Annotated in this window: 29 protein-coding genes; 16 read left to right on the top strand and 13 right to left on the bottom strand. The window is 75.8% G+C overall.

What is annotated here, in order from left to right:
- Positions 1 to 62 precede the first annotated feature (62 nt).
- A complete protein-coding gene (locus tag HLV61_RS19700) occupies positions 63 to 290 on the top strand; it encodes a hypothetical protein (protein ID WP_369258484.1) in 228 nt (75 codons plus the stop codon).
- Positions 287 to 1,942 (top strand): AMP-binding protein, encoded by a 1,656-nt coding sequence (locus HLV61_RS19695; protein ID WP_369258482.1) that lies wholly within the window; start codon positions 287 to 289, stop codon positions 1,940 to 1,942. The genes HLV61_RS19700 and HLV61_RS19695 overlap by 4 nt, the downstream gene beginning before the upstream one ends.
- A gap of 11 nt (positions 1,943 to 1,953) precedes the next feature.
- Here HLV61_RS19695 and HLV61_RS19690 read toward each other — a convergent pair whose 3' ends face one another.
- On the bottom strand, positions 1,954 to 2,721 hold the full coding sequence (locus HLV61_RS19690; protein ID WP_369258480.1) for an endonuclease/exonuclease/phosphatase family protein: 768 nt from the start codon (positions 2,719 to 2,721) through the stop codon (positions 1,954 to 1,956).
- 72 nt (positions 2,722 to 2,793) lie between these two features.
- On the opposite strand from HLV61_RS19690, the gene HLV61_RS19685 reads away from it, so the two are divergent.
- A complete protein-coding gene (locus HLV61_RS19685) occupies positions 2,794 to 3,363 on the top strand; it encodes a nucleotidyltransferase family protein (protein ID WP_369258478.1) in 570 nt (189 codons plus the stop codon).
- Here HLV61_RS19685 and HLV61_RS19680 read toward each other — a convergent pair.
- Entirely contained in the window at positions 3,353 to 3,499 is a 147-nt protein-coding gene (locus HLV61_RS19680) for a hypothetical protein (protein WP_369258476.1), read from the bottom strand. The genes HLV61_RS19685 and HLV61_RS19680 overlap by 11 nt on opposite strands.
- A gap of 478 nt (positions 3,500 to 3,977) precedes the next feature.
- Between HLV61_RS19680 and HLV61_RS23225 the strand changes: the two genes are divergently transcribed.
- Positions 3,978 to 4,373, top strand: coding sequence for a cold-shock protein (locus tag HLV61_RS23225; protein WP_440285133.1), 396 nt, complete (start codon positions 3,978 to 3,980; stop codon positions 4,371 to 4,373).
- A gap of 9 nt (positions 4,374 to 4,382) precedes the next feature.
- Here HLV61_RS23225 and HLV61_RS19670 read toward each other — a convergent pair whose 3' ends face one another.
- Complete coding sequence (locus tag HLV61_RS19670; RefSeq protein WP_369258474.1) at positions 4,383 to 4,886, bottom strand: DUF2771 family protein; 504 nt, start codon at positions 4,884 to 4,886, stop codon at positions 4,383 to 4,385.
- Positions 4,883 to 6,268 (bottom strand): MFS transporter, encoded by a 1,386-nt coding sequence (locus tag HLV61_RS19665; protein WP_369258472.1) that lies wholly within the window; start codon positions 6,266 to 6,268, stop codon positions 4,883 to 4,885. The genes HLV61_RS19670 and HLV61_RS19665 overlap by 4 nt, the downstream gene beginning before the upstream one ends.
- A gap of 461 nt (positions 6,269 to 6,729) precedes the next feature.
- Between HLV61_RS19665 and HLV61_RS19660 the strand changes: the two genes are divergently transcribed.
- Positions 6,730 to 7,524, top strand: coding sequence for a DUF3027 domain-containing protein (locus HLV61_RS19660; RefSeq protein WP_369258470.1), 795 nt, complete (start codon positions 6,730 to 6,732; stop codon positions 7,522 to 7,524).
- 8 nt (positions 7,525 to 7,532) lie between these two features.
- On the opposite strand, the gene HLV61_RS19655 is transcribed toward HLV61_RS19660, so the two are convergent.
- The gene (locus HLV61_RS19655; RefSeq protein ID WP_369258468.1) at positions 7,533 to 7,970 is read right to left on the bottom strand and encodes an Lrp/AsnC family transcriptional regulator; all 438 of its coding nucleotides are present in this window, start codon (positions 7,968 to 7,970) and stop codon (positions 7,533 to 7,535) included.
- Positions 7,971 to 8,106: 136 nt separating this feature from the next.
- Here HLV61_RS19655 and HLV61_RS19650 point away from each other — a divergent pair, with 136 nt between their 5' ends.
- Positions 8,107 to 9,414: an ArgE/DapE family deacylase gene (locus HLV61_RS19650; RefSeq protein WP_369258466.1), complete on the top strand. Its 1,308-nt coding sequence runs from the start codon at positions 8,107 to 8,109 to the stop codon at positions 9,412 to 9,414.
- A gap of 9 nt (positions 9,415 to 9,423) precedes the next feature.
- On the opposite strand, the gene HLV61_RS19645 is transcribed toward HLV61_RS19650, so the two are convergent.
- Positions 9,424 to 9,675 carry a DUF2530 domain-containing protein gene (locus tag HLV61_RS19645; protein WP_369258464.1) on the bottom strand — a complete coding sequence of 84 codons (252 nt, stop codon included), beginning with the start codon at positions 9,673 to 9,675 and terminating at the stop codon, positions 9,424 to 9,426.
- A gap of 109 nt (positions 9,676 to 9,784) precedes the next feature.
- Between HLV61_RS19645 and HLV61_RS19640 the strand changes: the two genes are divergently transcribed.
- From HLV61_RS19640 to HLV61_RS19605, 8 genes are all read left to right on the top strand, one after another.
- Entirely contained in the window at positions 9,785 to 11,350 is a 1,566-nt protein-coding gene (locus HLV61_RS19640; protein WP_369258462.1) for an NCS2 family permease, read from the top strand.
- 30 nt (positions 11,351 to 11,380) lie between these two features.
- Entirely contained in the window at positions 11,381 to 11,815 is a 435-nt protein-coding gene (locus HLV61_RS19635) for a MarR family winged helix-turn-helix transcriptional regulator (protein ID WP_369258460.1), read from the top strand.
- Positions 11,812 to 13,149 carry an MFS transporter gene (locus HLV61_RS19630; protein ID WP_369258458.1) on the top strand — a complete coding sequence of 446 codons (1,338 nt, stop codon included), beginning with the start codon at positions 11,812 to 11,814 and terminating at the stop codon, positions 13,147 to 13,149. Before HLV61_RS19635 ends, HLV61_RS19630 begins: the two co-directional genes overlap by 4 nt.
- Positions 13,150 to 13,216: 67 nt before the next feature.
- Positions 13,217 to 13,624, top strand: a complete 408-nt coding sequence (locus HLV61_RS19625; RefSeq protein ID WP_369258456.1) for a hypothetical protein — start codon at positions 13,217 to 13,219, stop codon at positions 13,622 to 13,624.
- Positions 13,621 to 14,196, top strand: coding sequence for an RNA 2',3'-cyclic phosphodiesterase (thpR, locus tag HLV61_RS19620; protein ID WP_369258617.1), 576 nt, complete (start codon positions 13,621 to 13,623; stop codon positions 14,194 to 14,196). The genes HLV61_RS19625 and thpR overlap by 4 nt, the downstream gene beginning before the upstream one ends.
- 955 nt (positions 14,197 to 15,151) lie before the next feature.
- Positions 15,152 to 15,397, top strand: coding sequence for a hypothetical protein (locus HLV61_RS19615; protein ID WP_369258454.1), 246 nt, complete (start codon positions 15,152 to 15,154; stop codon positions 15,395 to 15,397).
- Positions 15,398 to 15,420: 23 nt separating this feature from the next.
- Positions 15,421 to 16,329 (top strand): hypothetical protein, encoded by a 909-nt coding sequence (locus HLV61_RS19610; protein ID WP_369258453.1) that lies wholly within the window; start codon positions 15,421 to 15,423, stop codon positions 16,327 to 16,329.
- Positions 16,326 to 16,454, top strand: a complete 129-nt coding sequence (locus HLV61_RS19605; RefSeq protein ID WP_369258451.1) for a hypothetical protein — start codon at positions 16,326 to 16,328, stop codon at positions 16,452 to 16,454. Before HLV61_RS19610 ends, HLV61_RS19605 begins: the two co-directional genes overlap by 4 nt.
- Here the strand turns inward: HLV61_RS19605 and HLV61_RS19600 are convergent.
- Positions 16,423 to 17,391, bottom strand: coding sequence for an aldo/keto reductase (locus tag HLV61_RS19600; RefSeq protein WP_369258449.1), 969 nt, complete (start codon positions 17,389 to 17,391; stop codon positions 16,423 to 16,425). The genes HLV61_RS19605 and HLV61_RS19600 overlap by 32 nt on opposite strands.
- A gap of 27 nt (positions 17,392 to 17,418) precedes the next feature.
- Here HLV61_RS19600 and HLV61_RS19595 point away from each other — a divergent pair, with 27 nt between their 5' ends.
- Positions 17,419 to 18,231 (top strand): thioesterase family protein, encoded by an 813-nt coding sequence (locus HLV61_RS19595; protein WP_369258447.1) that lies wholly within the window; start codon positions 17,419 to 17,421, stop codon positions 18,229 to 18,231.
- Here the strand turns inward: HLV61_RS19595 and HLV61_RS19590 are convergent.
- From HLV61_RS19590 to HLV61_RS19575, 4 genes are all read right to left on the bottom strand, one after another.
- Positions 18,228 to 18,788, bottom strand: coding sequence for a TetR/AcrR family transcriptional regulator (locus tag HLV61_RS19590; RefSeq protein WP_369258445.1), 561 nt, complete (start codon positions 18,786 to 18,788; stop codon positions 18,228 to 18,230). The two genes, HLV61_RS19595 and HLV61_RS19590, sit on opposite strands and share 4 nt — an antisense overlap.
- A 59-nt stretch (positions 18,789 to 18,847) precedes the next feature.
- Positions 18,848 to 19,615, bottom strand: a complete 768-nt coding sequence (locus HLV61_RS19585; RefSeq protein WP_369258443.1) for an ABC transporter permease — start codon at positions 19,613 to 19,615, stop codon at positions 18,848 to 18,850.
- The gene (locus HLV61_RS19580) at positions 19,612 to 20,334 is read right to left on the bottom strand and encodes an ABC transporter ATP-binding protein (RefSeq protein WP_369258441.1); all 723 of its coding nucleotides are present in this window, start codon (positions 20,332 to 20,334) and stop codon (positions 19,612 to 19,614) included. Before HLV61_RS19580 ends, HLV61_RS19585 begins: the two co-directional genes overlap by 4 nt.
- A gap of 84 nt (positions 20,335 to 20,418) precedes the next feature.
- Positions 20,419 to 21,384: an NAD(P)/FAD-dependent oxidoreductase gene (locus HLV61_RS19575; protein WP_369258439.1), complete on the bottom strand. Its 966-nt coding sequence runs from the start codon at positions 21,382 to 21,384 to the stop codon at positions 20,419 to 20,421.
- A 51-nt stretch (positions 21,385 to 21,435) separates the two neighbouring features.
- Here HLV61_RS19575 and HLV61_RS19570 point away from each other — a divergent pair, with 51 nt between their 5' ends.
- The gene (locus tag HLV61_RS19570) at positions 21,436 to 22,236 is read left to right on the top strand and encodes a TrmH family RNA methyltransferase (protein ID WP_369258437.1); all 801 of its coding nucleotides are present in this window, start codon (positions 21,436 to 21,438) and stop codon (positions 22,234 to 22,236) included.
- A gap of 69 nt (positions 22,237 to 22,305) precedes the next feature.
- Here the strand turns inward: HLV61_RS19570 and HLV61_RS19565 are convergent, their stop codons facing one another.
- Both HLV61_RS19565 and sepH read right to left on the bottom strand, forming a co-directional pair.
- Positions 22,306 to 22,779, bottom strand: a complete 474-nt coding sequence (locus HLV61_RS19565) for a general stress protein (protein WP_369258435.1) — start codon at positions 22,777 to 22,779, stop codon at positions 22,306 to 22,308.
- 82 nt (positions 22,780 to 22,861) lie between these two features.
- Positions 22,862 to 23,734, bottom strand: coding sequence for a septation protein SepH (gene sepH, locus HLV61_RS19560; protein ID WP_369258433.1), 873 nt, complete (start codon positions 23,732 to 23,734; stop codon positions 22,862 to 22,864).
- Between the last annotated feature and the right edge of the window lie 154 nt (positions 23,735 to 23,888).

The raw sequence follows: 23,888 nt of genomic DNA, 5'->3' as shown, positions 1-23,888 counted from the left end.
GGAGCCGCCAGAATGGCGACGACGCGCGCACCGCCCGGTGCGCCCGGGTACACGGAGGCGAGATGGCCAAGCGCAAGGAGAAGCACGCCCACCTGGTGGAGCCCACCTGGGGGCAGTCCGAGGACGCCGGCCCGCCGGTGACCGAGCTGGTCAGCGAGATGGCCGGCGGGCTGTCGCCCTTCGGCGAGGACCACAGCTTCCCGCTGCCGGTCGAGCGGATCCGTTACGCCCACCCCACGGACAAGCCCAACCGGGCCGGCGTCCAGCTGCCGGAGAACCGGCGGCCGTGAGCACCCCCGCGCTGCCGTCCTACGCCAGCGGCACCTCTGCCGTCCCCCTGCTGGGGGACACGATCGGGGCCGACCTCGACCGGACGGCGGCGCGGGTCGGCGACCACGAGGCGCTCGTCGAGTGCGCCACGGGCCGCCGCTGGACCTATCCGCAGCTGGTCGCCGACGTCGACGCCTGCGCCCTCGGCCTGGACGCCCTCGGCGTGCGCAAGGGCGACCGCGTGGGCATCTGGGCGCCCAACTGCGCGGAGTGGGTCTTCGTCCAGTACGGCACCGCCAAGCTCGGCGCCGTCCTGGTCACCATCAACCCGGCCTACCGCACCCACGAGCTGGCGTTCGTGCTGCGGCAGGCCGGGATCTCGGTGCTCGTCGCGGCGCCGGAGTTCAAGACCAGCGACTACCGGGCGATGGTGGCCGAGGTCCGCGGCGACTGCCCCGACCTGCGCGAGGTCGTCTTCCTCGGCGACCCGGAGTGGGAGCATCTGCTGGCCACCGGCCGCGCCGCCGACCGCGGGCTGCTCGAGCGCCGTGCCGCCGAGCTCTCACCCGACGACCCGATCAACATCCAGTACACGTCGGGGACCACCGGCTTCCCCAAGGGCGCCACGCTCAGCCACCACAACCTGCTCAACAACGGGTTCTTCGTGGGCGAGGGCTGCGGCTACACCGAGGCCGACCGGATCTGCATCCCGGTGCCCTACTACCACTGCTTCGGCATGGGGATGGGCAACCTCGGGGCCACCTCGCACGGCGCCACCATGGTGATCCCGGCGCCCGCGTTCGACCCGGCGGCCACGCTGCGGGCGGTGCAGGAGGAGCGCTGCACGTCGCTCTACGGCGTCCCGACGATGTTCATCGCCGAGCTGGCGCTGCCCGACTTCGGCACCTACGACCTCTCCAGCCTGCGCACCGGCATCATGGCCGGCTCGCCGTGCCCGGTGGAGGTGATGAAGCGGGTGGTCGCCGAGATGGGCATGACCGAGGTCACCATCTGCTACGGCATGACCGAGACCTCCCCGGTCTCCACCCAGACCGGCGCCGACGACGACCTCGACCGCCGCACCGCCACCGTCGGCCGGGTGCACCCGCACCTCGAGGTGAAGGTGGTCGACCCCGCCACCGGCATCACCGTGCCGCGCGGCACCCCGGGAGAGTTCTGCACCCGCGGCTACTCGGTGATGCTCGGCTACTGGGACGAGCCGCAGAAGACCGCCGAGGTCATCGACGCCGCCCGCTGGATGCACACCGGCGACCTCGCCGTCATGGACGAGGCCGGCTACCTCAACATCGTCGGCCGGATCAAGGACATGGTCATCCGCGGCGGGGAGAACGTGTACCCGCGCGAGGTGGAGGAGTTCCTCTACACCCATCCCGACGTCGTCGACGCGCAGGTGATCGGCGTCCCCGACGAGCGGTTCGGCGAGGAGCTCATGGCCTGGGTGCGGCTGCGGGAGGGCGCCGAGCCGCTCACCCCGGAGGCGCTGCGCGAGTTCTGCGCCGGCAGGCTCGCGCACTACAAGGTCCCGCGCTACGTCAAGGTCGTCGACGCGTTCCCGATGACGGTGACCGGCAAGGTGCGCAAGGTCGAGATGCGCGAGGCGTCGGTGCAGGAGCTGGGCCTGGAGGCGGCCGCCGCGGTCCGCAACGCCTGAGCGTCAGGACGTCACCCGACCCGGCACGGCACGGCCAGCGCCCGGTGGTCGGACAGGGGGAGCCGCAGCACCTCGCCCGGGCCGGTGGCGGCCACCGGCCCGCGGCCCAGGACGTGGTCGAGCTGCCGTGCGGGTGCCTCCGCCGGGAAGGTGAGCCCGCTGGCCAGGGGGCGCATCCCGCTGACCCGGGAGGCCTGGCGCGGGTCCATGTTGAGGTCGCCGAGGACGACGAGCGGCTCGCGGGTGCCGGTCAGCGAGCGCACCAGCCGGCGCAGCTGCACGGAGTTCCAGCCGGGCACGAACGACACGTGCGTGCAGGCCACGGTGAACTGCCCCGACGGCCCGTCGAGGACGGCGGCGACGGCGACCCGCGGCTCGTCGCCCACCAGCTTGGGCGCCCGCGCGCCGCGGAACCACACCGGCACCCGCCCGCGCAGCGCCGGCAGCCGCACCACCCGCCAGGACACCACCGGGTAGCGCGAGAGCAGCGCGATGCCGTAGCTGGCCGAGCCGGGCTGCTCCTCGCCGGTGGCCGCCATCCACGTGCCGCCGGGGGTGCCGGACAGTGCGGCCACGAACTGGGAGTCGACGGCGCCCATGGCCTCGGCGGCCACCGCGGTGAGGTCGGCGTTCATCGAGCGGGGCTGGTCCCGGTCGACCTCCTGCAGGCCCAGGACGTCGGCGTCCAGCGTCTTCACCGCGCTGGCCAGCCGGTCGACGTCGACCCGGTCGTCCACCGGCGAGCGCCCGTGCAGGATGTTGAAGGTCGCGATGCGCACGGTCTCCCCGTGCCCCGGTGGCGGCCGGTTCACCCGTGCGTGACCGGCCGGGCGCCGGGTAGACGCATCCCCGTGCAGCCCTCCGACCGCGACGAGATCCGTGACCTCCTCAAGCGCACCGCCGTGGCCCTCAAGGAGGGCGGGGTGCCCTTCGCCCTGTGCGGCGGCTACGCGGCCTGGGTGCGCGGGGCCCCGGAGCCCGACCACGACGCGGACTTCCTCGTGCCCGACGGCGAGGCCGAGCGGGCGGTCAAGGTGCTCACCGACGCCGGCCTGACCGTCGAGGACCCGGCCGAGGACTGGCTGACCAAGGTCGTGCAGGGCAACTCCTTCGTCGACGTCCTCTGGCGCACCTGCGGCCACCCGGTGGAGGCCGACCTCATCGAGCGGGCCGAGCAGATGCCCGTGCTCTCGGTGCACATGCCGGTGCTGGCGGCCACCGACATCCTGGTCACGAAGCTGATGGCGCTCGACGAGCACTACTGCGACTTCTCCCGCCTGCTGCCGGTGGCGCGGGCGCTGCGCGAGCAGGTCGACTGGAGCACGGTGCGGCGCGAGGTCGAGGACAACGACTTCGCCGTCGTCTTCCTCGACCTGCTGGTCCGGCTCGGGGTGGTCGACCAGGAGGTCGTCAGCGGCTGAGCACGGCGGCCGCCGCGGCCAGTGCGGTGACGACGACGGCGGCGTGGCCGAGCAGCGCCGCCCCGCCGAGCACGCCCAGGCCGGTGCGCTGCCACGCCGGCGCGGTGCGCTGCGGCTGTGTCTCCCGGGGGCTCACCGCCCGCTGACCTCGACGACGAGCAGCACCGCCACCAGCAGGACCACCGCCGCGACGAGGGTGCCCGGCGCGGGGACCTCGGGGCCGCCGGACAGCGGGGCGTCGGCGGTGGTGGCCCGCTCGTTGCGCCGCCGGCGCCGGTACCCGGCCGGTGCGGTGCCGAGCCCGGTGGCACCAGCGCGAGGCCGACCGCACCGCCGCCCCAGGGAACGCCCGGGCCCGGGAGTACGAGGCCACCGCCACCCCGCCGGCGTCCAGCGCCGGGCCGGTGCGCAGCCAGGCCGTCGCCGTGCGCTCGTCGGCCGGCGTGGAGCGGTGGTCCGGGTGCCCGGCGCCCGTGTCCGCGGCGGACCCGGACGCGGGCGGCACCCGCTCAATCCAGGTGCGCCGGACGGCTAACCTGGCGCGAGCGGTGCGACCGTGCCGCCGTCCGCCGGCCCCGGGCCGGGACACCCAGCAGCGATCGAGGGATCTCACCGTGCCCACCGGCAAGGTCAAGTGGTTCAACCCCGAGAAGGGGTTCGGCTTCCTCTCTCGCGAGGACGGGCCCGACGTCTTCGTGCACAAGGACGCCCTGCCCTCCGGCACCGCCGAGCTCAAGCCCGGCCAGCGGGTGGAGTTCGGCATCGTCGCCGGCCGCCGGGGTGACCAGGCGCTGCAGGTCCGCGTCCTCGACCCGCTGCCGTCGGTGGCGGCGAAGGTGGCCGCGGCCAACCGCAAGAAGCCCGACGAGCTGGTCCCGATCATCGAGGACCTCATCAAGCTGCTCGACGACGTCTCGAACAGCCTGCGCCGCGGCCGGCACCCCGACCGGGCCGAGTCGCGCAAGGTCGCGGCGGTGCTGCGCGCGGTCGCCGGCGACCTGGAGGCCTGAGCCGGGAGCTCAGCCGGCCGGCGTCGCGGTCGGGTCGGTCCCGATCTCGCCGCCGGCGCGGAGGAAGCCGACCGGCCAGGAACCGGTCAGCAGGCAGTCGTCGTGGGCGTCCTCGACGACGACGAGGTAGTACGCCGGCGGGACGACGTCGGAGCTGTTGATCCCGTCGAACGTCGTCGTCCCCGCGCCGACGTCGACCTCGCCGAGCTTCTCCTCGAGGCGCCCGTCGAAGACCTGCACGCTCCAGCCGTTGGCCGCGACGTCGTCGGGCACGGTCAGCGCGATCGGGGTGTCAGGGGAGACCTCGACCAGCGGCGGCGTCACCTCGTAGCGCTGCCCCTCGCCGGACCCGCAGTACTGGGTCGGCTGCACGGCGAGCTCCTGCGGTCCGGCGGTCACCGTCACGTCCGGGGGCGCGCCGGTGGCCGACGAGGAGCCGCCGCCGCACCCGGCCAGCACGGCGGTGAGCGCGCCGGCCAGCAGGGCACCGGCGGCGCGGGGGGTGGTCGTCACGGGCGGGGTGCCTCCGGCACGGTCGGGGCGTCGGGGCCGGCCGCAACGGGGACGGCGGGGGACCCGGGGACGGTGGGCGCGGCGGGGTCGACGGGCGCCCACCGGCGGCGGCGCGGCGTCCAGAGGAGCAGCCCGACGGCGAGCACGAGCAGCGCGGCGGCGACGGCGAAGCCCAGCCAGCCGATCGGCGGCAGCGCGATGCCGACGGCGCCGCCGAAGACCCAGGCCAGCTGCAGCACCGTCTCGGAGCGGGCGAAGGCCGAGGCGCGCAGGCCCTCGGGCACCTCGCGCTGGATGATCGCGTCGAGGGCCACCTTGCCCAGCGCGTTGGCCACCGCGGAGACCCCGGCGACGACGGCCGCGGTGGCCAGGCCGAAGAACACGGCGGCGAGCACGGTGACCACGGCGGCGGCCCCGGCCGCCCAGACGACCACCCGGTCGGGATCGGCGCTGTGCAGGCGGGAGCCGATGCCGGTGCCCAGCACGCTGCCGGCCCCGGCCGCGCCGGCGATGGCGCCCAGCGCGAGCGTGGCCTCCCAGCCGCCCTCGACGGTGGCCTGCACGAGGAACGCGGAGAAGATCGTCAGGAAGCCGCCCAGCCCGCGCAGCGCCGCGTTGGCGCGCAGCGCGAGCACCACGTGCGGGTTGACCGGGCGCCGGCGCCGGCCGGGCGCGGGCACGGGGCCGGTGCTCAGCACGTCGGCGGGCTGCTCGCCGGTGGGCACGTCGACGTGGCGGGGCAGCCGGACGGCGAGCACCGCGGCGACGAGGAAGACCGCCGAGGTCGCCCACAGCAGCGGCGGGAACTCGAACAGCCAGGCGATCCCGGCACCGATGCCGCCGAAGACGCCGGCGGTCACCAGGCCGAACACCGACAGCCGCGCGTTGGCGGAGGTCAGCGACATCGCCGCGGGCAGCACCCGGGGGACCACCGCGGCGCGCAGCACGTTGTGCGCCTTCGACAGCACCAGGACGCCGAGCGCCGCGGGGTAGAGGACGAGGTCGTCGTAGTGCGCGGCCATGACCAGCGCGAGCACCGCGCGGCCCAGCGCGGCGGCGCCGAGGGCCCAGCGGCGGCCGCGCTGCAGCCGGTCGAGCAGCGGGCCGATGACCGGCGCCACCAGCGCGAACGGCGCCATCGTGACGAGCAGGTACAGCGCCACGTTGCCGCGCTGGGCGTCGGAGGCGGCGGCGAAGAACAGCGTGCCGGCCAGCGAGACGGCGATCATCGCGTCGCCGGCCATGTGCACGGCGTTGACCCACAGCAGGTGGGTGAGCCCGCTCTCGGCGGCGCCGTCGGCGCGGCTGGCGGCCCGCACCCGGGCGACGGTCGCGCCGGTCAGCTCACGGGTCCGGGCGACGGCGACCCGGGTGACGGTCACCCGCGGCTGCCCGGCCCCGGGCGCCGCCGGCGCAGGCGCTTCGGGTGGAGGCAGCGCGGCCGGTGGGGGGACGGGCGGCGGCGCGTGACCGGGGGGCAGCGCCTGCGGCGGCGGGCCGTACGCGGGCGGTGCCGGGACGGTGGAGGGCCCGTATCCGGGCGGCGGCCCGTACCCGGGTGCCGGGACGTACGGCGGGCCGTACGGGGCGGGCGCGGGGTACGGCGGCGGGGCGGCGGGCTGCGGCCGGGTCGTCGGCTGGGGGAGGTCGAGCGGCGCGGTGTCCATCCGGTCGGGGTCCGGTTCCTGCCGCGAGCGGCGCAGCGGGCCCCGGCGGGACCCGGGTGGACGCGACGACGGCACGCCTCCATGGTGCCGTACCCGCCCGGCGGTCCGGGGGAGTCGTGATCACGTGGGTCGCCCGGCTGCGCGGGCCCCCTCGCCCCGTCTGGGACGATGACCCCGTGACTCCCGACTTCGTCCCGAGCGACGTGCTGACCGGCGCGGTCGACCTCGCCCGCGCGGCGGCCGAGGAGACCGCCGGCGACCCCGCGGTCGTCGGCGAGCACCTCGGCGCCGGGCCCGAGCCGGTCGGGGACGCCGCGGGCGGTCCCACCGTCCTCGGCGACGTGGTCACCCACTCCTTCGCCAGCCGGCTGCCGGGCTACGTGGGCTGGCACTGGGCGGTCACCCTCGCCCACGTCCCCGGCGGGGACGAGGTCACCGTCGACGAGGTCGTGCTCCTGCCCGGCGACGCCGCCCTGCTCGCGCCGGCCTGGGTGCCGTGGCACGAGCGGCTGCGCCCGGGCGACCTGTCGGTCGGCGACGTCCTGCCGGCCACCGAGGACGACCCGCGGCTGGTGCCCTCCTACACCGCCGAGGACGACGCCGCGGCCGACCCCGAGGCGCAGGCGCTGGCCAGCGAGATCGGCCTGGGCCGCGAGCGGGTCATGTCCCGCGAGGGGCGCGCCACCGCGGCCGCGCGCTGGCTGGCCGGCGACTTCGGCCCGCGGGCGCCGATGGCCCGCTCGGCCCCCGGCCCGTGCGGGACGTGCGGTTTCTTCCTCCCGCTGGCCGGGTCGCTGCGCAGGCTGCTCGGCGCCTGCGGCAACGAGTACGCACCGGCCGACGGCCGCGTGGTCGCGATCGACTACGGGTGCGGCGCGCACAGCCAGGCCACCCTCGCGGTGGGGGAGCCGGCCGAGGTCGTGACGTCGGCCCGCTACGACACCGCGGACTTCGACGTCCTCACCGACTAGCGCACCGGTCAGACCCGCGGCCGGTCGATGAGCCGGGAGAGGACCACGGCGCTCTCCGTCCGCGCGACCGTGGGCAGCGCCCGCACCCGGCGCACCGCCCGCTCCAGCTCGGTGGTGTCGCGCGCCTGCAGACGCAGGACGACGTCGGCCGTGCCGGAGATGGTCGTCGCCTGCACCACCTCGGGGACGGCGGCGAGCTGGGCGCGCACGTCCTCGGGGTCCGGCGCGCCCTCGCAGTAGACCCACACGTAGGCCTCGACGTCCCAGTCGAGGACGGCGGGGTCGAGCACGGCCGTGAACCCCCGGATCGCGCCGCTGCGCAGCAGCCGGTCGACCCGGCGCTTCACGGCGGGCGCGCTCAGCGCGACCGCGGCCCCGATGCGGCCGTAGGTGGTGCGGGCGTCCTGGAGCAGCCGCTGCACGATCGCCCGGTCCAGCTCGTCCACGCGGCCCTCCGTTGCGCCCCAGGTGCTCCGAACGCAACGGATCGTAGGCAGGACGCAGTCCTTCGACCTTGGCCCGCGCCCCGGGCGCTCCCTAGCCTCGACCCATGCGCCGCCGGGCGCCTCGGGAGGAGGAGCCGTGACGCTGTCGGAGCTGCCGGCCGCCGCGGCGCCGGCGGAGGACGGCCGGCTCGGGCGTGCCGAGCTCGCGGTGCTCGACGCCCTCGACGTCCCGGGCCTGCACCGCACCCTGGTCGACCTGCTGCGGGTGCCCAGCGTCACCGGCAGCGACGCCGAGTCCGAGCTCCTCGCCGGGCTCGCCGGGCGCGCCACGCGCCTCGGCATGGACGTCGACCACTGGCGGATCGACGTCGCGGACCTGGCCGGCCGGCCGGGCTTCCCCGGGACGGAGGTCCCGCGCCGGGAGTCCTGGGGGCTGGTCGCGGCCACCGGCGACGACGCCGGCCCGACCGTCGCGCTGCAGGGCCACGTCGACGTCGTCCCGCCGGGCGACCGCCGGCGCTGGACCGGCGACCCCTGGACGCCGCGGACGGCCGGACCCCGGCTGTACGCGCGGGGCGCCTGCGACATGAAGGCCGGGGTGGCCGCCGACCTCGCCGTCGCCGAGGCGGTGCTCGCCAGCGGCGTGCGGCTGCCCGGGCGGCTGGCCCTGCACCTGGTCGGCGGCGAGGAGGACGGGGGGCTGGGCGCCTTCGCGACGCTGGCCCGCGGGCACCGCGCCGACGCCTGCGTCATCACCGAGCCCACCAGCGGCACGCTCACCACCGCGGCCGGCGGTGCGCTGACCTTCCGGCTCGTCGTCCCCGGGCAGCCCGCGCACGGCAGCGCCCGGTGGGCCGGGCACAGCGCCGTCGAGCACTTCGCCCACCTCGACGCCGCGCTGCGGGACCTGGAGACCGAGCGCAACACCGCGGTGGACCCGCTGATGGCCGAGTACCCGGTCGCCCACACCATCTCGGTGGGCACCGTGGTCGCCGGCGACTGGGCCAGCACCGTGCCCGACCGGCTGACGGCGACCGGGCGCATGGGCGTCCGCCTCGACGAGGACCCCGCGGACGCGCGCGCGGCGCTGGAGGAGCGGGTGGCCGCCGCCTGCGCGGCGCACCCCTTCCTGCGCGGGCACCCGGCGGAGGTCACCTGGCCGGGCGGGCAGTTCGCGCCCGGGCGGACCCCCGCCGACACGCCCCTGCGGCAGGTCCTGACCTCGGCGCAGGAGGCGCTGACCGGCACCGTGCCGCGCGAGCGGGGCGTGCCCTACGGCAGCGACCTGCGGCTGTACGCCGCCGAGTCGATCCCCACGGTGCACTACGGCCCGGGGGACGTCGTCCACGCCCACTCCTACGACGAGCACGTCGACCTCACCGAGCTGACGGCGGTCACACGGGTCCTCGCCGTGGCGACCGTCCGCCTGCTGCAGGCCGGCTGAGCCGGCCGGCTACTCCTCGCCCGGGCCGCGGCGCGGGCCGAGCTGGCCCTGCAGGCGCATGACGCCGAGGCCGACCAGGGCGAGCACGATGCCGACCACGCAGGTCCAGGTCCAGGCCCGGTCCACCCGGTCGCCGAGGAACAGCAGGACGACCAGCGTGAGCGCCCACAGCGCCGCCCCGGCCAGGACGACGCGGGCGGTGTCGACCTGCAGCGGCGGAGGAGCCTGCTTCAGCGGCCCGTGCCCGCGGGGATCCGGCACGGGGCGACCCTAGGCCACGTCCCGCGCCCACCTGCGCGGGGGCGCGCGCCGGCGTGTGGCACTCTGTCGCCGCTCGTCACCCCGGCACTCGCAGTCCGCAGGAGCCCGCATGCCCCCGAAGTCCCGTCCCGCCCGCGGCGCGAGCGCGGCCACTCCTCCCGGGGCCACGCGCGCCGGAGCCACTCCTCCCGGGGCCGTCCCCACCGGGGACACGCCGGCCGACGTCGCGGCGGGCGGACCCCGGGCGCGGCGCAGCCCCGGCCCCCAGGTGCGGCCGCGCAACGGGCTGGACCGCTTCTTCTCCATCAGCGCCCGGCGCAGCACCGTAGGCCGCGAGGTGCGGGGCGGGCTGACCACCTTCTTCACGATGGCCTACATCGTGGTGCTCAACCCGATCATCCTGTCGGGTCCCGACGTCACCGGCGCCACGCTGCCCTTCCCCGCCGTCGCCGCGGTGACCGCGCTGGTCGCCGGCGCGCTCACCGTGCTCATGGGCGTCGTCGGCCGCTATCCGTTCGCGCTGGCCACCGGCCTCGGGATCAACGCGATCGTCGCCGTCTTCGCCGCCACCCAGCTGGCCTGGGTGGAGATCATGGGCCTGGTCCTGCTGGAGGGCCTGCTGATCACCGTCCTGGTGCTCACCGGCTTCCGGAAGGCGGTCTTCGAGGCCATCCCGCCGCAGCTGAAGACGGCGATCGCGGTCGGCATCGGCTTCTTCCTCACGATCATCGGCCTGGCCGACGCCGGCGTCATCCGCCCGGGCACCCCGCTGATCAGCTTCGGCGTCAACGGTCAGCTCGCCGGGTGGCCGCTGCTGGTCTTCGTCGTCGGGCTGCTGCTCACCGCCGTCCTCGTGGTCCGGCGGGTCCGCGGCGCGCTGCTCATCGGCATCGTCGTCTCGACCCTGCTGGCGATCGTCGTGGAGGAGATCGCCGACGTCGGCGTCCGTGTGGGGGAGGACAACCCGCGCGGCTGGGCGCTGCAGCTGCCGAGGTGGCCCGACCAGGTCGTCAGTGCCCCCGACCTGTCGATCGTCGGGCAGTTCTCGCTGTTCGGCGGCTTCGAGCGCATCGGCGTCGTCGCTGCGCTGCTCATCGTCTTCTCGATCATGATCGCCGACTTCTTCGACACCGTCGGCACGATCACCGCCGTCGGTGCCGAGGGCGACCTGCTCGACGAGGACCGCAACCTGCCCGGCGCCCAGCCGGTGCTGCTGGTCGACTCCCTGGCCGCGGCCGCCGGCGGCGCGGCCAGCGTGTCGTCGAACACGACCTACATCGAGAGCGCCTCCGGCGTGGCCGACGGCGCCCGCACGGGCCTGGCCAGCGTCGTCACCGGCGCGCTGTTCCTGCTGGCGATGTTCTTCACGCCGATGGTGCAGATCGTGCCCTCGGAGGCCGCCGCGCCCGCCCTCGTGATCGTGGGCGCGCTGATGATCAGCCAGATCCGGGCGCTGGACTGGGACGACATGTCCCTGGTCATCCCGGCCTTCCTCACCATCGCGCTCATGCCGTTCACCTACTCGATCACCAACGGCATCGGTGCCGGGGTGGTCAGCTACGTGCTGCTGCGGTCGGCGGTCGGGCGGTGGCGGGACGTGCACCCGCTGATGTGGGTGATCGCCGCGGCGTTCGTCGTGTACTTCGCACTGGAGCCACTCCAGCAACTGTTCTGAGCGGGGCTAACCACCGGTAGGGTCCCGGCCGTGACACGGTCGACGCTGGACACCGCGGCGCTGGCCCACGACCTGCGGCTGGCGGTCATGCGCTTCTCCCGCCGGCTGCGCAACCAGCGGGTCGACACCTCGGTCACCCTGACCCACCTCGCGGCGCTGTCCACGCTGCAGCGGCACGGCCCGATGAGCCCGGGGGAGCTGGCCGCGCACGAGCGGGTCCAGCCGCCGTCGATGACCCGCGTCGTCGTCGCGCTCGACGGCATGGGACTGGTCACCCGCACGCCGCACCCGACCGACGGCCGGCAGGTGGTCATCGAGCTGACCCCGGCCGCCGAGACGCTGCTCAGCGAGGAGGCCCGGGCCCGCGAGGCCTGGCTGTCCGGCCGGCTGCACGGGCTCACCCCGGAACAGCGGGCGACCCTGCGCGAGGCCGCCGTGATCATGGAGGAGCTCGCCGGTGGGTGACGTCGACGGCCGCTGACCCGGCCGCGGGGGGACCGGGTGCCCGGGGGCGCAGCCCGTTCCGCTCGCTGCACGTGCACAACTTCCGGCTCTACGCGTCGGCGAACCTGGTCAGCCTGACCGGGACGTGGATGCAGCGCATCGGCCAGGACTGGCTGGTGCTGCAGCTCTCCGGCGACAGCGGGGTGGCCCTCGGCTTCGTGACCGCCCTGCAGTTCGGCCCGATGCTGGTGCTCAGCATGGTCGGCGGCATCCTGGCCGACCGCTACGACAAGCGCCGCGTCCTGGTCGTCACCCAGGCGCTCATGGGCCTGCTCGCCCTCGGCCTCGGCGTGCTGGTGGCCACCGGCGCCGTCGCGCTGTGGCACGTGTTCGTGCTGGCGGGGGCCCTCGGCTCGGTGTCGGCGATCGACGCCCCGGTGCGCCAGGCGTTCGTCTCGGAGATGGTCGGCGGCGACCTGCTGGCCAACGCCGTCGGGCTCAACTCGACGATCTTCAACGGCGCCCGGCTGATCGGCCCGTCGCTGGCCGGCCTGCTCATCGGCGCCGCCGGCGGGGACACCGCGCCGGCGTTCCTGGTCAACGCCGCCAGCTTCGTGGTCACGATCGGCGCGCTGGCGCTCATGCGGTCCTCGGAGCTGCGGCGCAGCGAGCCGGTGGCGCGCGCCCGCGGCCAGCTGCGCGCCGGCCTGGCCTACACCTGGGCGCGCCCCGACCTGCGGCTGGCGATGGTGCTCGCCTTCGTCATCGGCACGTTCGGGTTCAACTTCCAGGTCACGATCGCGCTCATGGCCCGCGAGGTCTTCGACCTCGGCGCCGAGGCGTTCGGGCTGCTGTCCACGACGTTCGCGGTCGGGTCGCTCACCGGCGCGTTCCTGTCCACCCGCCGCACCGCCCGCCCCCGGCAGCGCTTCCTGGTCACCTCGGCGGTCGTGTTCGGGCTGCTCACCGTCGCCTGCGGGCTGACGACGGGTTTCCTGCCCTTCGCCGTCCTCCTCGTGCCCACCGGCGCGGCGGCGCTGGTGTTCAGCGTGGCCAACAACAGCTTCGTGCAGCTCGGCGCCGACCCGCAGATGCGCGGACGGGTGATGGCGCTGTACTTCACGTGCTTCCTGGGCGGCACGCCGCTGGGCGCGCCGGTCATCGGCTGGGTCTCCGAGCACCTCGGGGCGCCCTGGGGGCTGATCCTCGGCGGGGCCGTCGTCGTGGTGGCCGGTGCCCTCGCCGGGCTGTGGCTGTCCCGCGGACGGCGGGTCCGGCTCGAGGCCCACGTCGTCCCGCCGCGGCTGCGGCTGCACGTCGGCGAGCTCCGCGGGGAGCAGGCCGCGGGTCGCTGACCGGCGCACCTGGCGGCGACCCGTACCGCCACGTACCGTCACGGCCACCCGCCCCCACGGAGTGCCGATGACCTCCGCCCTGCTCCAGCTCGCCGGCATCACCGCGATGCTGGTCGGCGCCTTCGCCGCGCTCGGCCTGCTGTTCCGCGTCTTCTCCGGCCAGCTCATGCTCGACGTCCGCGCCCGCCGCCGGGCCCGCGAGGGGGACGTCCCCCCGCCCGCCGCGCCCCGGCCGCTGGAGGCCGTCGCCGCCGACGTGCGCCGGCTGGGACGCCAGCTCGACACGGTTCCCGCCGGGGCGCCCCAGGTGCGCCGGCGCGGCCTGCAGGCCGCCTACGACGACGTCCTCACCGAGGCGGCCGCGCTGCTGGCCGTGCCGCACGGCCTGGGTGCCGTGCCGCTCGGCTTCGCCCGCGACGTCGAGCGGCTCCGGCTGCAGACGGCGCTGGCCGACGCCGGCCTGGTGGTGCGCTGAGCGAGCCGGCGCCGCTGCGGCTGTTCGTCGCGGTGGCCCCGCCCGCGCGGGCGCGCGCCGACCTGGCCGCGGCGCTCGAGCCGCTGCGCCAGGCCCCCGGTGCACCGCGCTGGGGCGACCCGGCGCGGTGGCACCTCACCCTGCTGTTCCTCGGCGCGGTGCCGTCCGCGCTGCTGCCCGGCCTCACCGGCGCCGTCACCGACGCGGTCGCGCCCACGCCGCCGGCCACGCTGCGGCTGGCCGGCGCCGGGCGGTTCGGCTCGCGCCGCCGTCCGCAGGTGTGCTGGGCCGGGGTCGACGGCGACGTCGCCGTCCTCACCGCGCTGGCCGCCCGGCTGGCCGCGGCCGCCCGCGGGCTGGGGTTGCCGGTGGAGGACCGGCCGTTCCGCCCGCACCTCACGCTCGGCCGCTGGCACCCGCGCCGGCCCGCCGACGGCGACCTGCCCGACCGGCTGGCCGGCTACCGCGGGCCGGACTGGCCGCTGGCAGAGGTGACGCTGGTCCGCAGCAGCGCCGGGCGGCACGAGGTGCTCTCCTCCGTCGCCAGGCGTACTCCATCGGCGCGGTCCTGATCCCCACCGGAGGTCGTGGCGTCACCGCACCGTCACCGGTGGCATACCGACTGTTGCGCTCGACCGGGTGGGTCCCTAGCGTGGTCCCGCTCGCACCATGGAACGGTCTCGTCCGAGAGCACGGCGCTCGAGGCCGGGGATCCGCACACCCTGGGTGTCGGCTGCCGCGCCGGTGCCCCGACACGAGTGCGGCGGCTACGGCCGGGGTGATCGCATGTCGAAGTCGCGCATCAGGGTGGTGTCGGGGGCTGCGGTGGTGCTGGTGGTCGTCACCGGCTGCGGCGGTGGGGACGACCGCGACACAGGGGCCGCGCCCGCCCCCGTGACGTCGGTCGAGCCGGCTCCCGCACCGGGTCCGACCGGACCGTCACCCGAGTCACCGGCGGACCCGCCGAGCGGACCCGACTCCCCGGCGCCCCCGGGAGGTGGCTCCCCGGAGGATCCGGAGGCCCCGGTGCCCCCGCCGGGTGGCTCCCCGGAGCACCCGGACTCTCCAGCACCCGAGGCTCCGGCGAACCCGCCGTCCGGACCTGGATCCTCGACACCTGCGCCCCCCGTGGACCCGCCGAGCGCACCGGGCTCGCCGGCACCTCCGCCGAGCACGCAGGGATCCCCGGCACCGCCGCCACCTCCTCCGCCACCTCCGCCACCTCCGCCGCCGGCTGAGCCCCCGCCGGAGCCAGGAGCGCCGCCACCTCCGCCCGAGCAGACGGGTCCGGAGGCCCCGGAGCCGCCGGCTGAGGAGAAACCAGAGGTCGATGCGGTCGGACTCCCGATCGGTGGCGACCCGGAGGACCGAACCGTCGCGGACCAGTGTGTGGGCGTCAACTACCTGGGAGGCGCCGAGAACTCATCCGCGATCCCCTCTGGGGTGGCGATCACGGTCACCGGTGCCTCCACGACCTCGGACCTGTGGGTCGTGCAACGGGGCGGGTGTTCCGGAGGCGAGCCGTGCGTGCCGGGGTTCACCTTCACCGCCGACAACCAGGACGCGGCCGTCTGCGTCGTCGCCGTGAGCTACGTGGGCAGCGACGTCTCCGAGGGTGGGGGCGTGATCGTCGAGGAGTCGGCCGCCACGCTGTCACTCGACGGCCGTCTGGAGTGCCCCGGGATGTCGAGGGCGGACTGTGACGAGGTGGCGGCCGGCATCGAAGCCGACGACCAGGACATCGAGCTCAGCCCGCCCGAGCCGTCGGGATGACGTCCCCACCCCCTGACCCGGCCATGTCCCTCGCCCGGCTCGGGCAGGTCGCGGGATCGGTCGCGCAGGTCGTCGCGCCGCTCAGCGTCCTGACCGCGCTGCTCTTCTACTTCGGTTACGCCTCCTCGCGGGCGCGATACCTGTACTTCGGCGTCGACGTCGACACGATCGGGTTGAGCACGCAGGACTACGTCATGCGCAGCCCGGAGCCGCTGCTGACCCCGCTGCTGGTCCTGGCGCTCCTGGCCATCGTCGTCGCCGTCGTCCACGAGCGGGTGCTCCGCCGAGTGCAGGCCGCTCTCGCCGATGCGAAGGACGCCGACCCGGAGGTGGCCGCGAGCGCGCGGCACCGCCTGGACCGGGGGAGCCGGAGAGCCCGCGCGGTCGTCGTGACCGGAGACGCCCTCCTGCTCGTCGGAGTGCTGCTCCTCGTCGCCTTCCCGTTGTGGGGCGGTTGGGTGTACTACACCCTCGTGACGCCGCTGCTCATGGCGGCAGGCGCCGGACTCGCGCTCTACGGACGGCGGATCGCGCGGTCGCTGGAGCCGGGGCAGTTGCCGTCGGGGCTGGTGACGGTCGTCCTCTCCGTGCTCCTGGTGATCAGCGTCTTCTGGGCGACGGCGACCTTCGCGGAGTGGTCCGGCCGGGGCGCGGCGCGAGAGGTGGCGCGGCACCTGGACCGCCTCCCGGCCGTCATCCTCGACACCACCGAGCGGCTGAGCCTCACCTCATCCGGGGTCCGCGAGTCGGCGCTACCGCCGAGCGAGGGGCAGACGTTCCGCTATCGGTACCGTGACCTGCGGCTACTGATCCAGGGCGAGGACCGGTTGTTCCTCGTCCCCGAGACGTGGGACGCCAGCAACTCCACCCTGGTGGTGCCGATGGACGACTCGGTGCGGCTGCAGTTCCGCTTCGTGAACGACCCTCCGTGACGACCGTCGGCAACGGCGTCCTCAACGGCGGCTACCTGCTCGGCGTCGTCGCCCGGGCGGCGCTGCTGGACAGCACGGCACGGGTGCTCTCCTTCACCAGGCGTACTCCATCGGCGCGGCCCTGAAGCCGGGGAAGACCTCGTCGAGGCGGTCGAGCTGGGCCTGCTCCAGCCGCACGCCGAGCGCGGCCAGCGAGCCCTCGAACTGCGCCATCGTGCGCGGGCCGACGATCGGGGCGGTGACGCCGTCCTGGTGCAGCAGCCAGGCCAGCGCCACGTCGGCCGGTGCCAGGCCCCAGTCCCGGCAGGCGTCCTCGAAGGCCTGCAGCGCCGGGCGGTGCCGCTCGACGAGCTCTCGGTTGCGCTCGGCGTGCCGGCGGCTGCCCTCCTGGTCGCCGAGGACGCCGGCCAGCAGGCCCTGCGCCAGCGGGCTCCACGGGATCACCCCGATGCCGTAGTGGCGGGCGGCGGGCAGCACCTCGAGCTCGACGTGCCGGGTGAGCAGGTTGTAGTGCGACTGCTCGCTCACCAGCCCGAGGAAGTGCCGGCGGGCGGCGGCCTCGTTGGCGGCGGCGAGCTGCCAGGCGGCGTGGTTGGAGGACCCGACGTAGAGCACCTTGCCCTGGGCGACCAGCGTCTCGCAGGCCTGCCAGATCTCCTCCCACGGCGTCGCGAGGTCGACGTGGTGGAACTGGTAGAGGTCGATCCAGTCGGTCTGCAGGCGCCGCAGCGAGGCGTCGCAGGCGCGCACGAGGTTGCGGGCGGACAGGAAGGTGTCGTTGGGCCAGTCGGACATGCCGCCGTAGACCTTCGTGGCCAGCACCGTGCGCTCGCGGCGGCCGCTGCCGTGGGCGAACCAGGTGCCCAGCACCTCCTCGGTACGGCCCTTGCCGGCCTCGAAGCCGTAGACGTTGGCCGTGTCGAAGAAGTTGACGCCTTCCTCGTGGGCGCGGTCCATGATCGCGTGGGAGTCGGCCTCCTCGGTCTTCCAGCCGAAGTTCATGGTGCCGAGGCACAGCCGGGAGACCGTCAGGCCGCTGCGTCCGAGGTGCGTGTAGTCCACGTCCCCGACCCTGGCACCCTGTCGGGCGTGCCGCAGACCGACGCCGAGCTTTCCGCCTTCGACCGGGCCACCGCCGTCACCCGCACCGAGGGCGGCGGCGTGCGCGCCGACCTCGACCCCGGGTGGGACGTCGGCAACGGCGTGCTCAACGGCGGCTACCTGCTCGGCGTCGTCGCGCGGGCGGCGCTGCTGGACAGCCCGCACCCGCACCCGGTGGCGCTGTCGGCCGGCTACCTGCGCGCCACCCCGGGCGGGCCGGCCGACCTCACGGTCACCGCGGGCCCGGCCGGGCGCACCCTGGCGCACTCCACGGTCCTGCTCAGCAGCGCGGCCGGCCCCTCGCTCGCCGTCCAGGTGACGGCGGCGACCCTCGGCACCGACCGGGCCGACTACACCGTCAACCCGGTGCCGCAGCTGCCCGGCCCCGACGAGTGCGTGGCCACCCGGACGAGCGAGGGCGGCCCGGCCGTCGGCCTCGCGCAGCACCTCGACACCCGGCTGGACCCCGCGACGGCGGGCTGGACGGTCGGCCGGCCCGCCGACGTGCGGCTGCTGCGTGCCTGGATCCGGCTGGCCGACGGGCGCGACCCCGACCCGCTCGCGCTGCTGCTGTTCGCCGACGCGCTGCCGCCCACCGCCTTCGCGGTCGGCAGGCCCGGCTGGGCGCCCACGGTGCAGCTGCAGGTGCTCGTCCGCGGGCTCCCGGCGCCGGGCTGGTGCGTCGTCGAGTCGCGCTCGACCGAGGTGGCCGGGGGCTGGTCGGACGAGGAGTGCCGCATCTGGGACTCCACCGGCCGGCTGGTCGCGCAGGCCCGGCAGCTGGCCCGCGTCGCCCGCTAGTCCCGCCGGCCGGGGAGCGCGACGTCGCCGGTGAGGTAGCGCTGCAGCGTCGGTGCCACCGCGGCGACGACGTCGTCCGGGCGGGCCGAGGCCAGCGGCTCCAGGCGCAGCACGTAGCGGGTCATGATCAGCCCGACGACCTGGGAGGCGACCAGCGCACCACGCGCCTCCCGCTCGGCCACCGGCATGTCCAGGGTGCCGATCACCCGCCGGATGATGCGGGCGAGGACGAACTCGCGCAGCAGCCGGGCCGACCACTCGTGGTTCACCGCCGAGCGCACCAGGGCGAGGATCCCCGGCCGGGCGGGGCCGTCCCAGACCCGCAGGACGGTGCGCACGACGGCGGCGCCGAGCTCGTGCGGCGGCGCGGCGAGCACCTCGGGCAGGAAGTCGTCGGGATCGGCCGGCATCTGCACCGCGGCCAGGAACAGGGCGTCCTTGGTCCCGAAGTAGTGGTGCACCAGCGCGGGGTCCACGCCCGCGGTGGTCGCGATCGAGCGGATCGAAGCGCCGTCGTAGCCGCGCTCGGCGAAGGCGGTGCGGGCCGCGGCCAGCACCGCCTCCCGGGTGTCCGGGTTGCCGGGACGACGGCCCGCGGGCCGTCGGCGTGCCTCGCTCAGCCGGTCCTCCTCCGCAGGGTCGCCGCCGCCAGGGCGAGGGCGAGCGCCGCCGCGCCGGCCACCACGCCGACGTCCCGCCACATCGTGCCGGTCTCCGCGACCGACCGCCCGACCTCCTGCAGGGCCTCCACGGCGTAGGTCAGGGGCAGCACGTCGCTGATCGCCTGCAGCCAGCCGGCCATCTGCTCGCGGGGCACCAGCAGCCCGCAGAGGAAGAACTGGGGCAGCACGATCACCGGCATGAACTGCACCGCCTGGAACTCGCTCCGCGCGAAGGCGCTGGCCAGCAGCCCGAGCGCCACCCCGAGCACGGCGTCGACGACGGCGATGAGGACCACCAGCCACAGCGAGCCGGCCACGTCGAGGTCGTAGAGCGTCGTCGCCACGGTCACCGTGACCACGGCCTGCACAGCGGCGGCCAGCCCGAACGCGGTGCCGTAGCCCAGCAGCAGGTCCAGCCGCGACAGCGGCGTGGTGAGCAGCCGCTCCAGCGTGCCGGAGGTGCGCTCGCGCAGCATCGCGATGCTGGTGACGAGGAACATCACCACGAACGGGAAGACGCCGAGCATCGTCAGCCCCACCCGGTCGAACACCGACGGCTGGCCGGGCAGCGCCGGCACGTCGCGCCACAGCAGGTGGAGCAGGCCCAGCAGCAGGCTGGGCAGCAGCACCATCATCGCGATGGTGCGGTGGTCGTGCCGCAGCTGCCGCAGGACCCGCCCGGTCGTGACGCCGGTCAGCCGCGGGCTCAGGACGGCGCTCACGCCGCCACCTCCTGCTGCGTCCGCACCAGGCGGAGGAAGGCCTCCTCGAGGTCGTCGGTGCCCGAGTCGGTGCGGAACCGGGCCGGCGTCGAGTCGGCCAGCAGCCGGCCCTCCCGCAGGAGCAGCAGCCGGTCGCACCGGCCGGCCTCGTCCATGACGTGGCTGGAGACCACCAGCGTCGTCCCGGCGGCGGCCAGGGCGTGGAACCGGTCCCACAGGTCCACCCGCAGCACCGGGTCCAGGCCGACGGTCGGCTCGTCGAGGACCAGCAGCTCCGGGTCGCCCACCAGCGCGCAGGCCAGCGACGCCCGGCTGCGCTGCCCGCCGGAGAGGTCGGCGACCAGCTGCCCGGCCGCGTCGGTCATCCCGACGGCGGTGAGCGCGTCGTCGGCCGCCCCGGCGCCGCGGCCGTAGAGGGCGGCGAAGTGGCGGGCGTTCTCGCGGACGGTGAGGTCGGGGTAGACGCTCGGCGCCTGCGTGACGTAGCCGACCCGGGAGCGCAGACCGGGGGAGCCCGCGGGCTCGCCGAGGACGGTGACCTGCCCGGAGCGGACCCGCTGCACGCCGACCAGCGCCCGCATCAGCGTGGTCTTGCCGCTGCCGCTCGGTCCGAGCAGGCCGGTGACCTGCCCGGCCGGCACGGAGCACGACAGCTCGTGCAGGACCCGGCGGCGCCCGCGTTCGACGACGAGGTCGGTGACGGTGACGGCGTCGGTCATGGGGGCCTCCCGGGGACGCGAACTCCACGCCTGAGGAACTCAACGCTAGGTGAGTTCATCGGGCGGCGTCAACGCCCGGCGCCCTCAGGTCGCTCCGAGCCCCGTGCCCAGTTCGGTCCCGAGCAGGTGCCCGCTGGTCCAGGCGCTCTCCACCTTCGACGGCGCCCGCCACCCGTCGCCGCACACGCCGACGCCGTCGACCAGGCCGAAGGGCGCCTCGCGCGGGGCCGACGGCTTGGCGAAGGTCCAGCGGTGCACGTGCGTCCACGCCGGCGGGGTGTCGATGCCCAGCGCCCGGCGGACGGCGGCGGTGACCTCCGGCGCGCAGCGGTCGGGGTCGTCGAGGTGCGCGGCGGCGGTGCCCGGCGTGGTGTGCGCGACGAGCACCGGGGCGCCGTCGCCGCGCCGGTCGCCGTCGTCGGCGATCCACTCCACCACCGCGTCGTCGTTCACGAAGGCGCCGTGCAGGTCGGCCGGCCACCGGCGCTCGTCCCAGCCCAGCGCGACCGCGAGGGTCGGCTGCCAGGGGTGCTCCGCCTCCCCGCCGAGCAGCCGGGCGGCGAGGTCGGCGGGCAGCAGACGGCGGGCCTGCGGGTCGGGCAGGGCGAGGACGGCGGCGGTCACGTCGGCGCCGTCGACCCGGGGACCGGGCTCCACCCGCTGCACCGCGGACTCCTGGACGACGTCCAGGCCCGTGCCGAGGTCGGCGACCAGCGAGCGCAGCCCGCCCGGCGCGGCGTAGCGGACCGGGCCGCGCTTGCGGTCCCGGATCCCGTCGGGCCCGGCGACGCCGAAGGTGTCGGTCCAGGGCCGGACCAGCCCGCGCGCTCCCCAGTCGTCGACGACGGCGGCGAACGGCGAGCCGTCCTGCGCGGTGAAGTACGAGGCGCCGAGGTCGGTGACCCGGCCGGCCAGCGTCCGGGAGGCCATGCGGCCCCCGGGACGGCGGCCGCGGTCGAGGACGCGCACCGGCACCCCGGCCTCCGCCAGCGCCCGGGCGCAGGCCGTCCCGGCGATGCCGGCTCCGACGACGACAGACGAGGTGGGCACCACTGGATCCTGCGGGCCGGCCGGCCGCGGCGCTCGGGGAGGATCGCAGGCGTGCCCGAGCCGATCAGCGACGTCGCCGACCCGCGGGTGTCGGACTTCCGCGACCTGCATGCCGGCGACCGGCCCACCGGACGGGAGCGGGGGACCGGCCCGGTGATCGTCGAGGGCGTCCCGGCGGTGCAGCGGCTGCTGGCCTCGCCCTACCGGGTGCGGGCGGTGCTGGGCGTGCCCGGGCGGCTGGCCGACCTCGACGTGCCCGACGACGTGCCGGCCTACGAGATGGACAAGTGGGCGCTGTCGGAGCTCATCGGCTTCCGGCTGACCCGCGGTGTGCTGGCCTCCGCGGACCGTCGCCCGCCGGCGGACCTCGGCGCGCTGCTGGCCGGGCCCGACCCGGCGGCGCCCCGGCGGCTGGCGGTGCTCGAGGCGCTCAACGACGCCGAGAACCTCGGCTCGATCGCCCGCTCGGCCGTGGCCCTCGGCGTCGACGGCCTGCTGCTCGACCCGCGCTGCGCCGACCCGCTCTACCGGCGCTCGGTGCGGGTCTCGATGGGGCACGTGCTCGCGCTGCCGTTCGCCGTCCTGCCGGACTGGCCCGCCGGGCTGTCCGGGCTGCACGAGGCCGGCTACCTCACCGTGGCGCTCACCCCGGCCCCGGACGCCGTCGACCTCACCGCGGTGGACCCGCGGGCGCACCCGCGCACCGCGGTGCTGCTCGGCGCCGAGGGACCCGGGCTCACGGCGGAGGCGCAGGCGGCGGCCCGGGTGCGCGCCAGGATCCCCATGCGGGCCGGCGTGGACTCCCTCGGCGTGGCCGCCGCCGCGGCCGTCGCGTTCGCCACCCTGCGGTGAGGTGTTGGAACGGCCTGCTCGCAGGGGCCCGCGGCGAGCGTGCGAGCCGTGGGGGGCGAGGAGGTCCTCCTACTGCCGGAGGGACCAGCGGGCGAGGATCGCGCGGGCCTCCTCGGCGCGGGAGGGGTCGCACATGACGTCGTAGCGGCTCGCGGTGATCTGCGAGGTGCTGGTGAAGTCGCGCTGCCCCCGGGTGGCCGCGTAGCCCATCGCGCCGAACAGCGCACCGAACACGAGGCCGAACAGCAGACCGGTGAGCACCGAGCTGACCCAGCTGGTGCCGCTCGGGGCGAAGATCCCCAGCAGCAGGCCGACGAACAGACCCCACCAGATGCCGCCCGCGGCGCCGGCGGCGATCGCCCGCCCCCACGTCAACCGGCCGGTCACCCGCTCGACCATCCGCAGGTCCGACCCGATGATCGTCACGTTCTCGACGGCGAACTTCTCGTCGGAGAGGTGGTCCACCGCGGCCTGTGCCTGCTGGTAGCTGTCGTAGGACCCGACCTGGACGCCCCCCAGGGGCATGGACACCGACATCGACATGACTCGCTCCACCTCCGCGCTTCCGTTGCGGGAGAGGTACCCGGTGCCGGTCGGGAGGACACGTCCGACCGGTCACAGCAGGCTAGTGGTTGCGGCGGACCCCGAACACGATGTCCTCCCACGCCGGGACGCGGGCGCGCGGGTCCTCGTCCTCGCCGTCGGTCTCGCCGGTCCGCAGGACGACCGTGTCGTGCTCGGAGACGTCCTCGTCGTCCGGGACGTCGGTGCGCCGGTCGGCAGGGGCGGGAGCCGGCTGGGGACGGGCCTCGTCGGCCGGGGCGGGCGGTGCCGTGGGCCGCTCGGGGACGGCGGCGCTGCGGTGCACGGGCAGCACCGGCCGCTCGGCGGGGACGCCGGGGACGACGCGGACCAGCCGGGTGCCCTCGGCGAAGTCACGGGTGGCGGCGTCGAGGGGGCTGACCGCGCGGCCCGCGAGGTCGTAGGCCCACTGCGTGGTGCCCTCCTTGGCGCCGGCCCGCCAGGCGGCGGTGACCACCCACGTGCCGTCGTCGGAGCGGGAGGCGTCCCAGCGGACGGCGTCGAGGTCGGCTCCGAGCAGCCGCAGCCGCTCGGCCATGAACTGCTGCAGCGGGACGCTCGGCGTGCCCTCGGACAGCCGCACCCGCGCCTCGCGGGCCTGGTCGGCGATCCGCTCGCGCTCCTGCAGCACCGGGTGGGCGAAGCGCATGATCCGCTCGACGCGGGTCCCGGAGCTCTGCGCGACCTGCTCGGGCGTCTCACCGGAGCGGATGCGCTGCTGGATGACCCGCGGGGACAGGCCGCTGTCGACGTCCATCTGGCCGAGCCGGCGCGTGTCCCCGCGGGCGGCGGCGCGCAGCCGGTCGTCGACGGGCAACTCGAAGCGCTCGCCGTCGTCGGTGCCGTCCCCGCCGTCGACGGTGAGGACCAGGTGCCTGCCGTCCTCGGACAGGCCCACGAGACGCAGCGTGCGCACACAGACCTCCTCGGACGACGGGACGGGCGGACGGCCCCGGCTACACGGGGCCACGCGCGAGGCTATCGGCGCGAGGGGGGTGTGCGCCGCAGGTGGTCCGGCGTGGCGGCACCGGACGACGCTCCCCGGTCCCCGTCCGGGGCGCACGGCGCAC

Source organism: Geodermatophilus amargosae, assembly GCF_041028265.1.
GTDB lineage: Bacteria > Actinomycetota > Actinomycetes > Mycobacteriales > Geodermatophilaceae > Geodermatophilus > Geodermatophilus amargosae_A.
This window is presented reverse-complemented; position numbering and strand designations above follow the sequence as displayed.